Annotated in this window: 13 protein-coding genes; 8 read left to right on the plus strand and 5 right to left on the minus strand. The window is 74.2% G+C overall.

Translation table 11 applies throughout. The features are described from left to right. Positions 1-63 precede the first annotated feature (63 nt). The 6 genes from ACSNOA_RS23175 to mug all read left to right on the plus strand — a co-directional run bounded on the left by ACSNOA_RS23175 (position 64) and on the right by mug (position 4901). Entirely contained in the window at positions 64-636 is a 573-nt protein-coding gene (locus ACSNOA_RS23175) for a TetR/AcrR family transcriptional regulator (RefSeq protein ID WP_436661352.1), read from the plus strand. 390 nt (positions 637-1026) lie between these two features. After that, a complete protein-coding gene (locus tag ACSNOA_RS23180) occupies positions 1027-1977 on the plus strand; it encodes a TIGR04222 domain-containing membrane protein (protein WP_436661354.1) in 951 nt (316 codons plus the stop codon). Continuing rightward, positions 1974-2792: a DUF692 domain-containing protein gene (locus ACSNOA_RS23185; protein ID WP_436661356.1), complete on the plus strand. Its 819-nt coding sequence runs from the start codon at positions 1974-1976 to the stop codon at positions 2790-2792. The genes ACSNOA_RS23180 and ACSNOA_RS23185 overlap by 4 nt, the downstream gene beginning before the upstream one ends. 182 nt (positions 2793-2974) lie before the next feature. Next, a complete protein-coding gene (locus ACSNOA_RS23190; RefSeq protein ID WP_436662418.1) occupies positions 2975-3436 on the plus strand; it encodes a hypothetical protein in 462 nt (153 codons plus the stop codon). 23 nt (positions 3437-3459) lie between these two features. Further along, entirely contained in the window at positions 3460-4221 is a 762-nt protein-coding gene (locus tag ACSNOA_RS23195; protein WP_436661357.1) for an SDR family oxidoreductase, read from the plus strand. 110 nt (positions 4222-4331) lie between these two features. Then, complete coding sequence (gene mug, locus ACSNOA_RS23200; RefSeq protein WP_436661359.1) at positions 4332-4901, plus strand: G/U mismatch-specific DNA glycosylase; 570 nt, start codon at positions 4332-4334, stop codon at positions 4899-4901. Positions 4902-4990: 89 nt separating this feature from the next. Here mug and ACSNOA_RS23205 read toward each other — a convergent pair whose 3' ends face one another. The 3 genes from ACSNOA_RS23205 to ACSNOA_RS23215 form a co-directional block, all read right to left on the minus strand. Then, entirely contained in the window at positions 4991-6961 is a 1971-nt protein-coding gene (locus ACSNOA_RS23205) for an ABC transporter ATP-binding protein (RefSeq protein WP_436662419.1), read from the minus strand. Between the two features lie 116 nt (positions 6962-7077). Then, entirely contained in the window at positions 7078-7845 is a 768-nt protein-coding gene (locus ACSNOA_RS23210; protein WP_436661360.1) for an enoyl-CoA hydratase/isomerase family protein, read from the minus strand. 46 nt (positions 7846-7891) lie between these two features. Then, complete coding sequence (locus ACSNOA_RS23215) at positions 7892-8119, minus strand: helix-turn-helix domain-containing protein (protein WP_007072022.1); 228 nt, start codon at positions 8117-8119, stop codon at positions 7892-7894. A gap of 227 nt (positions 8120-8346) precedes the next feature. Between ACSNOA_RS23215 and ACSNOA_RS23220 the strand changes: the two genes are divergently transcribed. After that, a complete protein-coding gene (locus tag ACSNOA_RS23220) occupies positions 8347-8946 on the plus strand; it encodes a cadmium resistance transporter (RefSeq protein WP_436661363.1) in 600 nt (199 codons plus the stop codon). Positions 8947-8988: 42 nt separating this feature from the next. Here the strand turns inward: ACSNOA_RS23220 and ACSNOA_RS23225 are convergent, their stop codons facing one another. Further along, entirely contained in the window at positions 8989-10593 is a 1605-nt protein-coding gene (locus ACSNOA_RS23225) for an ABC-F family ATP-binding cassette domain-containing protein (protein WP_436661365.1), read from the minus strand. A 247-nt stretch (positions 10594-10840) separates the two neighbouring features. On the opposite strand from ACSNOA_RS23225, the gene ypfJ reads away from it, so the two are divergent. Then, positions 10841-11749, plus strand: a complete 909-nt coding sequence (gene ypfJ / locus ACSNOA_RS23230; protein WP_436661367.1) for a KPN_02809 family neutral zinc metallopeptidase — start codon at positions 10841-10843, stop codon at positions 11747-11749. A gap of 109 nt (positions 11750-11858) precedes the next feature. On the opposite strand, the gene ACSNOA_RS23235 is transcribed toward ypfJ, so the two are convergent. Beyond that, entirely contained in the window at positions 11859-12521 is a 663-nt protein-coding gene (locus tag ACSNOA_RS23235; protein WP_436661369.1) for an acVLRF1 family peptidyl-tRNA hydrolase, read from the minus strand. Positions 12522-12544 lie beyond the last annotated feature (23 nt).

Here is a 12544-nt window from a genome sequence, read left to right on the forward strand (position 1 = left end):
CCCGGCGCTCCCAAGCCGTACGTACGGTTTGCAGGACGCGCGGCCACCTGGGACGATCGTCGCGTGCCCAGAGTAAGCCAGGACCAGCTCGACGCGCGGCGCCAGGAGATCCTCGCCGCCTCGCGGGCGTGTTTCGCCCGGCACGGCTACGAGGGCGCCACGGTGCGCCGGCTCGAGGAGGCCACCGGCCTCTCCCGGGGAGCCATCTTCCACCACTTCCGGGACAAGGACTCGCTCTTCCTCGCCGTCGCCGAGGACGACGCCGTGGCGATGGTCGAGACGGTGGCCCGCAACGGTCTCGTGCAGGTGATGCGGGACCTGCTGGCCGGGGCGATGTCCCCCGACACCACGGGCTGGCTGGGCACCCAACTGGAGGTGTCGCGGCGGCTGCGTACGGACCCGGCGTTCGCCCGGCGGTGGGCCGAGCGGTCCGCCGCGATCGCCGAGGCCACCCGCGAGCGGCTGGCCCGGCAGCGGGACGCCGGCGTGCTGCGCGAGGACGTCCCGATCGACGTGCTGGCCCAGTTCCTCGAACTCGCCTACGACGGCCTTGTGCTGCACCTGGCGATGGGGCGCCCGGCCGGCGACCTCGGCCCGGTGCTCGACCTCGTCGAGGAGGCCGTCCGCCGCCGCTGACCGGCCGCCGACGCTGACCGGCCGCCGACGCTGACCGGCCGCCGACGCTGACCGGCCGCCCGACGTGTGCGCGCCCGGGCGGCGTGCGGGCGGCGGTGATCGACCGGCGGCTTGATCCACACCACATCGCCGATGTGGCGGGGTCGCACGCGCCGGAACCGCGCCACATCGGCGATCCGGAGTCGATCTCGCTGATCGCCCGCCGCCGGGCGGGACGTGGAACGGTGGGCTGGACGCCCGTCGCCACCCGGCGGTCGCCACACCGGAGCCGCCCGCCCGACGGTCGCCACACCGCTGCCCCGGGGCGTCCACCCGCGCGAAGCGGGAGCGCGGTGATGGCGGCGTTGCTCCACAATGGGGCCGCCGACCCTCCGGTGACAGGAGCAGCCCATGAGCGTCCTCGCCGCCCCGGACGACACCTGGGGCATTTCCGGTCCGACCTTCCTCCGGTTCTACCTCGCGGCGGCCGCCCTCGTGGTGGTGGTCTCCGTGGTGCACCGGATCCGGCTGTTCGCCGGCCGCGACGGCGGCATCGGCGGCATGGGCGGCATCGGCGGCAACGGCCGCGAGGGAGGCGACGCCCCAACTCTCAGCCCGCAGCAGGCCGCGTACCTCAACGGCGGCGAACCGCTCGCCGTGCAGGCCGCGCTCGGCGGCCTGCGCAGCAGCGGCGCGATCGGCGTGGCGGCGGACCGCCGGCTGCTGGTCACCGGGCCGCCCCCGGCCGGCGCCTCGCCGCTCGACCAGGCGGTCCACCACGCGGCCGGGCGCCACGCGCGGGTCCGCGAGCTGCGCCAGGACCAGTGGGTCTCCCGTGCGCTGGACGAGCTCCGCGAGGGCCTCGAGCAACGCGGCCTGCTCCTGTCCGCCGCGCAGCGGACGGCCGCGAAACGTGGCGCGGGCGCACTGATCACCCTGCTCATCGTCGGTGGGATACGCGCGTTCGTGGGGCTCTCCAACAGCCGGCCCACCGGCTACCTGATGCTGAGCCTCGTCGCGCTCTTCGTGGCCCTCCTGTTCCTGGGCCGGGTGCCGCGGATGACCCGGGCCGGTCGGCGCACGCTGCGCACCCTGCGCCGCCGGCACCCCCACCTCGAGCCGTCGTCCGCGCCGGCGTACTCGACGTACGGCTCGGCGGGAGCGTCCATGGGGGTGGCGCTGTTCGGCGCCGCGTCACTGTGGGCGCTCGACCCCGGCTTCGCCGAGCAGGCCGACATCGGCACCGGCAGCGGCTGGGCGTCCGGTTCGAGTGGCGGCGGCTCGTGCGGGGGCGGTAGCTCCTGCGGCGGTGGCAGCTGCGGCGGGGGTGGCGGCTGCGGCGGGGGCGGGTGCGGCGGATGACCGGGCCCACCGGTGTCGGCATCGGCTGGCGCCCGGAGATCGCCGGGTTCGTCGCCGAGTTGCCCGGCCTGCGCTTCGTCGAGGTGGTCGCGGAGTCGCTGACGCCGGCCGGCCCGCTGCCGACCGGGCTTGCCGAGCTGCGCGAGCGTGCGGTCACCGTCGTACCGCACGGTGTGCGCCTCTCGCTCGGCGGCGCCGACCCGGTCGAGCCGGCCCGGGTCGACCACCTGGCCGCCGTCGCCGACCTGGTCGCCGCCCCGCTGGTCAGCGAGCACATCGCCTTCGTCCGGGCCGGCGGGCTGGAGGCCGGCCACCTGCTGCCGCTGCCGCGCACCCGGGCCGCCGTCGACGCGGTCTGCGCCAACGTGGCCCGGACGCAGGCGCGGCTGCCCGTGCCGATCGCGCTCGAGCCGATCGCCGCGCTCTTCGACTGGCCGGACGACGAACTCGACGAGGCGGCCTTCCTCACCGAGATCCTGGAGCGCACCGACGCGTTGCTGCTGCTCGACGTCGCCAACGTGTACGCCAACGCGCGCAACCGCCACACCGACCCGCTCGACCTCATCGACCGTCTGCCGCTGGACCGGATCGCGTACGTGCACGTGGCCGGCGGGTCCGACCACGGCGGCTTCTACCACGACACGCACACCGACCCGGTTCCGCCCGAGGTCCTGGAGCTGGTCGCCGAGCTCTGTGCCCGGCGGCGTCCGCCCGCGCTGCTGCTCGAACGTGACGGCGCCTACCCGCCGGCCGCGGCCCTGCGCGCCGAACTCGACGCCCTCGCGGCAGCGTCGGGCCACCCGGTGGTCACGTGAGCGGCGGGCGCGGTCCCGAGGACCGGTCCGCGCCCGAGGGGGCGGGTCGGCGGGCGCCGGAGCGGACCGGGCCGCCGTCCGCGCGGGAGGGGACGGACCCGCCGTCCGCGCGGAACGGGACGGACCCGCCGTCCACGCCGGAGCGGACGGGGCCGCGGACGGCGCCGCACGGCGTCGACGACCTGGCCGTCCGGCAGGCGGAGCTGGTCGCGGCCCTGGTCGCCGGTGGTCCGGTCCCGCCCGGTTTCCCGCCCGCGCCACTGGCCGCGGCCCGCGCCGCGCTGCTGCGGAAACGGGCCGGGGAGGTGGCCCGGCACTGGCCGCTGCTCGCCGCCGGTCTCGGCGCCGACTGGCCAGCGACGTTCGCCGGCTGGGCGGCCGGCCGGCCCACCGAGGGGTCGCTGCGGGACGGCTGGGACCTCGCCCGCGCGTTGCGTGATCGGGGCACGCTGCCTCCGCTGGGAGCCGAGGAGCTGGCCGTCCGGGAGGCCGGCGCCCGCTACGACGGCCAGGGCCCGCCCCGCCCGCGCCGGCTCCCGGCGGTCGGCCGCGCCGGTGGCGCCGTCGCCGCGCAGCTCGCCGGCCGGGTCCGCCTGCTCCGTGCCGCCCGCCGCGGCGGCGGGCCCGCGGGTGGCCGGCGCTGAGCCCGTACGGCAGGATCGGCCGCATGGATCTCGGACTCACCGATCGGGTGTACGTACTGACCGGCGCCTCCCGGGGGCTCGGCTACGCGACCGCCGAGTGCCTGGTCGCCGACGGGGCGCGGGTGGTGCTCTCGGCCCGGGACGGGGACGCGGTCGCGGCCGCCGTGAAGCGTCTCGGCGGCCCGGATCGGGCGGTCGGTCTGACCGCCGACCTGTCCGACCCGGCGACACCCGAGCGCCTCGTCGACACGGCCCGGGAGCACTTCGGCCGGCTCGACGGCGCTCTCATCTCAATGGGCGGCCCCCCGCGGGGCACCGCCGCGGCGGTCACCGACGACCAGTGGCGCGAGTCCTTCGAGACGGTCTTCCTCGGCACCGTGCGGGCGGTACGCACCGTCGCTCACCATCTCGGCCAGGGTGGCGCCATCGGGCTGGTGCTGTCCACGTCGGCCCGCAGCCCCATCACCGGCCTGGGCATCTCCAACGGGCTGCGGCCCGGCCTGGTCGGCGTCGCCAAGGACGTGGCCGACGAGTACGGCCCGCGGGGCGTACGCGTCGTCGGCCTGCTTCCCGGCCGGATCCTCACCGACCGCAACCGGGAGCTCCTCGCCGCCGCCGGTGACCCGGATCTCGCACTCGCCGAGATCGAGGCGGGCATCCCGTTGCGCCGCATCGGCGATCCCGCCGAGTTCGGCCGGGTGGCCGCGTTCGTCCTGTCCCCCGCCGCCAGCTACCTGACCGGCGTCACCGTCCCCGTCGACGGCGGCGCGCTGCGCGCCCTGTGAACCCCGACCCGCCCGGCGGGCGCCGGCCCGGCCGATCCCGCCCCGGGTCCCCGGCGCCCGGCGACGGCCGTCCCGGCGCCGCGCCGGGGCCCGGCGACCGCCGCGGCCCGGTGACCGGTCCCGCGGGCCGGTATCCGCGACCGACCCGGGAGGACCTCGCCGCCGCGGCCGACCGTCTCCTTCCCGACGTCATCGCCCCGGCGCTTGACGTGCTCTTCGTCGGCATCAACCCGGGTCTGTGGTCGGCCGCCACGGGATGGCACTTCGCGCGGCCGGGCAACCGCTTCTGGCCGGCCCTGTACCGGGGCGGGTTCACCCCGCGGCTCCTGCACCCCAGCGAGCAGGACGAGCTGCCCGGGTACGGGATCGGCATCACCAACATGGTGGCCCGGGCCAGCGCCCGCGCCGACGAGCTGACCGCCGCCGAACTGGTCGACGGCGCCGAGGCCCTGCGGCTGAAGGTGGGGCGGTACCGGCCGCGCTGGGTGGCGATCGTCGGGGTGACCGCGTACCGGATCGGCTTCGGCCGGCCCAAGGCCACCTTCGGGGCACAGCCGGAACGGCTGGCCGGCGCGCGGCTGTGGGTGCTGCCCAACCCGAGCGGGCTGAACGCGCACTTCACTCCCGAGAGCCTGGGCGCCGCCTTCGCCGAACTGCGCGCGGCGTCGACCGCGCTCTGAGCACGCTGGGCGCGACGTCGACCGCGCTCTGAGCACGCTGCGCGCGGCGTGCTCAGAGCGCGCGCGGTAGGGCACGCCCCGGCCGGCGGTCAGTTCGCGGCGGCGGGCGGCAGCGCCTCTTCGGCCACGTAGGTGCCCAGCGGCATGACGACCGGTTCCGGGCCCGTCGCGTCCACGTACGGGGTGGGCGAGTCGGCCACGGCGAACTGGGTCCGGTAGAGCTCGGCGTAGAGCCCGCCGACCGCGACCAGTTCCTCGTGCCGCCCCCGCTCGACGATGCGCCCGCCGTCGAGCACCAGAATCTGGTCGGCGTCGCGGACCGTGGAGAGCCGGTGCGCGATGACCAGCGCCGTACGCCCCGCCAGCGCCACCGACAACGCGCGCTGCACGGCGGCCTCGCTCTCCGAGTCGAGGTGGGCCGTAGCCTCGTCGAGGATGACGATCGACGGGGCCTTGAGCAGCAGCCGGGCGATGGCGATCCGCTGCTTCTCGCCGCCGGAGAAGCGGTAGCCGCGCTCGCCGACCGTCGTGTCCAGCCCGTCGGGCAGGGACCGCACCAGATCGGCGACCTGCGCGCCGGCCAGCGCCGCCCACAGCTCGTCGTCGGTGGCGTCCGGCTTCGCGTAGCGCAGGTTCTCCCGGATCGTCTCGTGGAACAGGTGCGAGTCCTGGGTGACGACGCCGATCTCGTCGCGCAGCGAGGCGAGCGTCGCGTCCCGCACGTCGACGCCGCCGACCAGCACCTGGCCGTCGCTGACATCGTAGACCCGCGGGATCAGCATGGACAGCGTCGACTTGCCGGCGCCCGAGGGGCCGACGAGCGCCACCATCTGGCCCGGCTCGACGCTGAACGTGACGCCGCGCAGCACCGGCTCGCTGACCGTACGGTCGAGGGTGGCGACCTCCTCCAGGGAGGCGAGCGAGATCTCCGCGGCGCTCGGGTAGCGGAACCGCACGTCGCGGAACTCCACCCGGCCGTTGCCCCGGGGCACGGGCACCGCGGCCGGCTTTTCCTGGATGGCGGGGCGCAGGTCGAGCACCTCGAAGACGCGGTCGAAGGAGACCAGCGCGCTCATCACGTCGACGCGGACGTTGGACAGGGCGGTCAGCGGCCCGTACAGGCGGGTGAGCAGCAGCGCGAGCGTCACGACGGTGCCGGCGCTGACGTTGCCGCGCACCGCGAGCCAGCCGCCGAGGCCGTACGTGAGCGCCTGGGCCAGCGAGGCGACCAGCAGCATCGCCACGAAGAAGGTCCGGGAGTACATGGCGGACTGGATGCCGATGTCGCGGACCCGCTCGGCCCGGCCGGCGAACCGGCGGGACTCGGCCTCCGGCTGGCCGAACAGCTTGACCAGCAGCGCGCCCGCCACGCCGAAGCGCTCGGTCATCGTGGCGTTCATCTTCGCGTCGAGGTTGTACGCCTCGCGGGTGATCTCGGCCAGCCGCCGGCCGACCCGGCGGGCCGGGATGATGAAGATCGGCAGCAGCACCAGGGACAGCGCGGTGATCTGCCAGGACAGCGTGAACATGACGCCGGCCGTGAGCACCAGCTGGATGACGTTGCTGACCACGCCGGAGAGCGTCGAGGTGAAGGCCCGCTGGGCGCCGAGCACGTCGTTGTTGAGCCGGCTCACGAGGGCGCCGGTCTGCGTACGGGTGAAGAACTGCACCGGCATGCGCTGCACGTGGTCGTAGACCTTGGTGCGCAGGTCGAGGATGATCCCCTCACCGATCCGCGCCGAGTACCAGCGCTGGGCGAGGGAGAGCAGGGCGTCGACGATCGCGAGACCGGCGATGACCAGCGCGAGCCGCACCACCAGCGAACCGGCCTCGGCGCCACCCCGGTTGATCGCGTTGATCACGTCACCGGCCAGCACCGGGGTCGCCACCCCGATGATCGCGGCCAGCACGACGGTGACCAGGAAGACGACGATGTCGCGTCGGTAGGGCCGGGCGAAGTCGACGATGCGCCGGGCCACGCCACGCTTGAGCCGGTGGCCGGACACCTCGTCCTCGTGGCGCATCGACCGGAGCATGCTCCAGCCCGCCATGCCGCCCATCGGGTTGGTCACGCTCACCTCCGGGATCGTCGGGTCGACCACATCGTCAGGTCAATTCTCCCGACCCCTGTGACAACCTTCCGCGTAACCCGGATCTTCCCGAACACCCCTTACTGTTACTCGCCGCGCCCCGCGAGGTCGCGCAACCGGCGGGTCTGCGCCTCCCGCTCGGCCCGCTGCTGCTCCGCGTGCGAGCGACCGGCGACGCCGGCGAGCAGCGCCTTGATCTCCACGACGGCGTCCCGGTTGTTGGCCAGCAGCCCCGCCGTCAGGTCACGGACCGCGTCGTCCAGCTCGGTCGGCGGCACGACGAGCGTGGCGAGCCCGATCCGGTCCGCCTCGGCGGCGTCCATCCGGCGGCCGGTGGCGCAGATCTCCAGCGCCCGCGCGTAGCCGACGAGGTCGACCAGCCGTTTCGTCCCGGCGAGGTCCGGCACCAGCCCGAGGGTCACCTCGGCCATGGACAGCTTGGCGTCCTCGGCGAGCACCCGCAGGTCACACGCGAGCGCAAGCTGGAAGCCGGCCCCGATGGCGTGCCCCTGCACGGCCGCCACGGAGATGACGTCGGGCCGGTGCAGCCAGGTGAAAGCCTCCTGGAACTCGGCGATGCGCGCCGCGCACTCCTGCTCGGAGAGGGTGGCCAGCTCGGCGAAGGACCCCGGCCCGGAGGCGCCGGCCACGGACAGGTCGAGGCCGGCGGAGAACGCACGCCCCTCCCCACGGACGACCACCACGCGCACGTCTCCGGGAAGTTCCCGGGAGAAGTCGCTCAGCGCGCGCCACATGGTCGGGGTCTGGGCGTTGAGCACGTCGGGCCGGCACAACGTCACCGTCGCGACCGGCCCGTCGCATTCCAGCCGGACCCCGGTCGCCTCGACGGTCACCGGGCGGCCCCAGGAGCGGCGCTGATGGACGAGAAAGCGGGGCCGATCACGCCTTCTTGCGGCGACGGGCACCGCCGCGCTGGCGCAGCTGCACCCCGGACTCGGTGAGCACCCGGTGGATGAACCCGTACGAACGGCCGGTCGAGGCCGCGAGCGCGCGGATGCTCTCTCCCCCGGTGTACCGCTTGACCAGGTCCTTGGCGAGCGTCTGACGCTCGGCTCCGACGATCCGGCGACCCTTCTCAGTGCTGGTGGCTGTGCCGGTGGCTGCCATGCTGTGTCCTCACGTCCCAGACTGTGCGGTTCGGATACGGTCCCACCTATTAGACCGCCTCGAACGATCATGCGCCAGATATCAACTATTCGCCAACCGACACGCTATGCAATGTCAGCTTCCCGATAGGGTGACGCCGACGAATGGGTCGTCGCCAATGAATGCAAGGCGTGGAACACGTACCGGCCGCCGTGTGAGGACGCGGCTCGGGCCGTAGTGTGCCCGGCGTGATCGATCTTCTCGGCACGGCCGGCGGGGCCGCCGTGGTGTTCGCGGCCACCGACATCGACGACATCGTCATCCTGACGCTGTTCTTCGTGGCCGCCCGCACCACCGGTCGCCCCCGGCGCTGGCAGATCGTGGCCGGGCAGTACCTGGGCATCGGCGTCCTCGCGGTGGCGAGCGCGGTGGTCGCGGCCGGGCTGCTCGTGGTGCCGGAGCCGTGGACCGGGCTGCTCGGCCTGTTGCCGATCGCGCTCGGCGTCCGCGCCCTGCTGCGACGCGACGACGACGAGGCGCCGGCCGTGGTGACCGGCGCGCTCGGGGTGGCCGGTGTGACCATCGCCAACGGCGCCGACAACGTGGCCGTGTACGTCCCGGTGTTCCGCGCCCTGGGCCCCGCCGACAGCGCCGTGTTCCTGTTGGTGTTCGTGGTGCTCATCGCGCTCTGGTGTGCCGCCGGCGCCTGGCTCGGCGGGCACCCGCGGGTGGTCCGGCTGGTGGAACGGGCCGGGCACTGGCTCGTCCCGGCGATCTTCGTGGCCATCGGCGCGGTCATCCTGGCCACCAGCGGCGTCCTGCCCCACCTGCTGGACCTGGCCACCTGACCGCCCCAACGTTCGGTGGGTGGACGACCCGAGCGCGGCGGGTCAGGCCAGTTCGACCAGTTCCAGGAGGTCGTCGCTCCAGGCGTCCTCGTCGCCGTCGGGCAGGAGGATGGCCCGGTCGGGCTTGAGCGCCGTGACGGCGCCCGGGTCGTGGGTCACCAGCACGATGGCGCCGGGATAGCGGGCGATCGCGTCCAGCACCTGCTCCCGGCTGACCGGGTCGAGGTTGTTGGTGGGCTCGTCGAGCAGCAGCACGTTCGCGCCCGAGCACACCAGCGTGGCCAGCGCGAGCCGCGTCTTCTCGCCGCCGGAGAGCACCCCGGCGGGCTTGTCCACGTCCTCGCCGGAGAAGAGGAACGCGCCGAGGATCTTGCGCAGGTCGGTGTCCGTCTGGTCGGGGGCGGCGCTGCGCATGTGCTCCAGGATGGTCCGGTCCACCTCGAGCGTCTCGTGCTCCTGCGCGTAGTAGCCCAGCCGCAGGCCGTGCCCCGGGTTGACCTGGCCGGTGTCCGGCTCGAGCAGGCCGCCGAGCATGCGCAGCAGGGTGGTCTTGCCCGCGCCGTTGAGCCCGAGGATGGCCACCCGGGAGCCCCGGTCGACCGCCACGTTGACGTCGGTGAAGATCTCCAGCGAGCCGTACGACTTGGAGAGGCCGGTCGCGGTGAGCGGCGTCTTGCCGCAGGCCGCCGGGGTCGGGAAGCGGACCTTGGCGACCTTGTCGGCGACCCGTACCTCGTCGAGCCCGGAGAGCAGCCGCTCCGCCCGGCGGGCCATGTTCTGCGCGGCCACGGTCTTGGTGGCCTTGGCCCGCATCTTGTCGGCCTGCGCCATCAACGCGCCAGCCTTCTTCTCGGCGTTGGCCCGCTCCCGGCGCCGGCGGCGCTCGTCGGTCTCCCGCGCCTCCAGGTACGCCTTCCAGCCCAGGTTGTAGACGTCGACCACCGAGCGGGTGGCGTCCAGGAACCAGACCTTGTTGACCACCGCCTCCAGCAGCGAGGCGTCGTGACTGATCACGATGAGCCCGCCCTTGTGGTTGGCGAGGAAGCCCCGCAGCCAGGTGATCGAGTCCGCGTCGAGGTGGTTGGTGGGCTCGTCGAGCAGCAGGATGCCGCCGCCGTTCTCGCCGGCGTCGCGGAACAGGATCCGGGCCAGTTCGATCCGGCGGCGCTGGCCGCCGGAGAGGGTGCCGATGGTCTGGGCGAGCGCCCGGTCGGGCAGCCCCAGGTTGGCGCAGATGCGGGCCGCCTCCGCCTCGGCCGCGTACCCGCCGAGGGAGGCGAACTGGTCCTCCAGCGCGCCGTAGCGGCGGACCAGGCGCTCGTCGGCGTCCTCGGCGAGCTTGGCCTCGATCTCCTTCATCTGGGCCATGAGCACGTCGAGCCCGCGGGCGGAGAGCACCCGGTCACGGCCGGTGACCTCCAGGTCGCCGGTGCGGGGATCCTGCGGGAGGTAGCCGATGTTGCTCCGGCGCTCGATCTGCCCGGCGTACGGCTGGCCCTCGCCCGCGAGGACCTTCAGTGTGGTGGTCTTGCCGGCGCCGTTGCGCCCGACCAGACCGATGCGGTCACCGGGCTGCACGCGCAGCGTGGTGTCGGACAGCAGGATCCGGGCGCCGGCGCGCAACTCCAGGCCGGTGGCAGTGATCATCTCGTGGGGCTCGCTCTCGGGGTCTGAAAGGCTGACTCAGGGCACGCGAAAGCGCCGGCGGGCGACGGGCCCGTCGGCGCGGGGCGGTTCAGCCTTCGCAGCGCAGCACGGCAACAAGTGTACCGGCCGGCGGACGGACCCCCATGCGGATTACCGATCAAGATCACCGGGTACCGAACCAGACGTCCGGGCCCGGTCCGGTACCGCAACCACCCCTACGGACTTATCGCTGATCGGGGACGAAATCATGGAGCTGAACGAGAACGCGCAGATCGACACCAGTCAGGTGGACGACCGACGTGGGTCCGGCGGGGGCGGCATCGGCGGCATACCCATCCCCATCGGCGGCGGCCGGGGCGGGCTCGTCGGTGTGATCATCGCCGTCCTGGTCGCCCTCGTCGGCGGCGGCTTCGGCCTCAACGCGGCGATGGACGGCGGCGAATCGACCGGCGACAACACGTCGCTGGAGCAGAAGTGCTCGGCCGACGACGCGTTGCAGCAGCTCGACTGCCGCAACACGCTCTACGTCAACTCCATCCAGGCGTACTGGCGCACCGAGCTGCCCCAGGAGTTCGGCGACCAGTACCAGCCCTCGAAGACCGTGTTCTTCAGCCAGGCCGTCAACACCGGCTGCGGCCAGGCCGACTCGGGCGTCGGGCCGTTCTACTGCCCGGCCGACGACCTCGTCTACATCGACCTCACCTTCTACCGCGTGCTCGCCCAGGAACTGGGCGCCCAGGGCGAGTTCGCCCAGCCGTACGTGCTGGCCCACGAGTACGGCCACCACGTGCAGGACCTGCTCGGCACCGAGGCGCAGATGCGGCGCCAGCAGGAGCGGGACCCGGGCAGCGCCAACGCGCTCTCGGTGAAGTTGGAGTTGCAGGCCGACTGCTACGCGGGCGCCTGGGCCAAGAACGCCACGGGCACCGCCGACGAACGCGGGCAGAAGATCTTCACGAGCATCACCGAGCAGGACATCCAGCAGGCCATCGACACCGCCGAGAAGATCGGCGACGACGCCATCTCCGAGCGGGCGAACCGGCCCGTGAACCCGGAGGAGTTCACCCACGGCTCGTCGGCGCAGCGCAAGGAATGGTTCATGCGCGGCTACTCGTCCGGTGACCCGAAGTCCTGCGACACCTTCGGCAACGGCTGACCGCCCTCCCCCACCGGGCCCCCGGCCACGGCCGGGGGCCCGACCCTGTGCCGGGGGCGGCGACGTGCGTCCGCCAGGCCGGGCCGGCCACGCCCGGAACGCGCGCCGGTCAGGCTGGCGCGTCGCGGTCGGGATCGCGGACCAGCACGTGTACGGCACGGGCCGCCCCGACTGCGGCGGTCAGCACCGCGTGCCGCGGCTCCGGAACGTCGAGCAGCCGCTCGGCGCGCAGCGCGGCCAGCGGTGCGAGCCGCCGGTCGGCCAGCACCGTGTCGACCGCCCGCCGGTCGCCCCCGCAGACCAGCGCGGCCAGCGTCGCCACCTGCGGCATCAGCAGCCGTACGGCCAGCTCGGCGGCGTCACCCAGCGCCGCCTTCGTCTGGTTGTCGCGCCGCCGGGCGAAGCGCTGCTGGGACCAGCCGCCGGCAGCCGTCCGCCCCTGCACGTAGCGGGTGTCCACCTTCGACACGACGAGTTCGGTGCCGTCGGCGATGCCGACCGCCACGGCGCCCTTGCGGGCGAGCAACAACCCGATCCGCCGGGGCGCGGTCGCGGCCGCCACGAAACCGGGCAGGTCCTGAGCGGGCGGCGCGGCCGGCGGCGCGTGCAGTTCGGCGGTCGCGCCGTCGGGGGCGGCGAGCAGCAGGCCGTACGCCTCGGTGGTGACGGTCGGCGGGCCGTGCCGCTCGGAGAAGCCCGCCACCCACCTGGCGACGCGGGCCGGGTCCACCTCGACCCACCGGCCGCCCCCGGCCGCGGGTCGGCTGTTCATGCGACGACCGTACGGCACCGGCG

The organism is Micromonospora sp. URMC 103 (assembly GCF_051386435.1).
Classification (GTDB): Bacteria; Actinomycetota; Actinomycetes; order Mycobacteriales; family Micromonosporaceae; genus Micromonospora.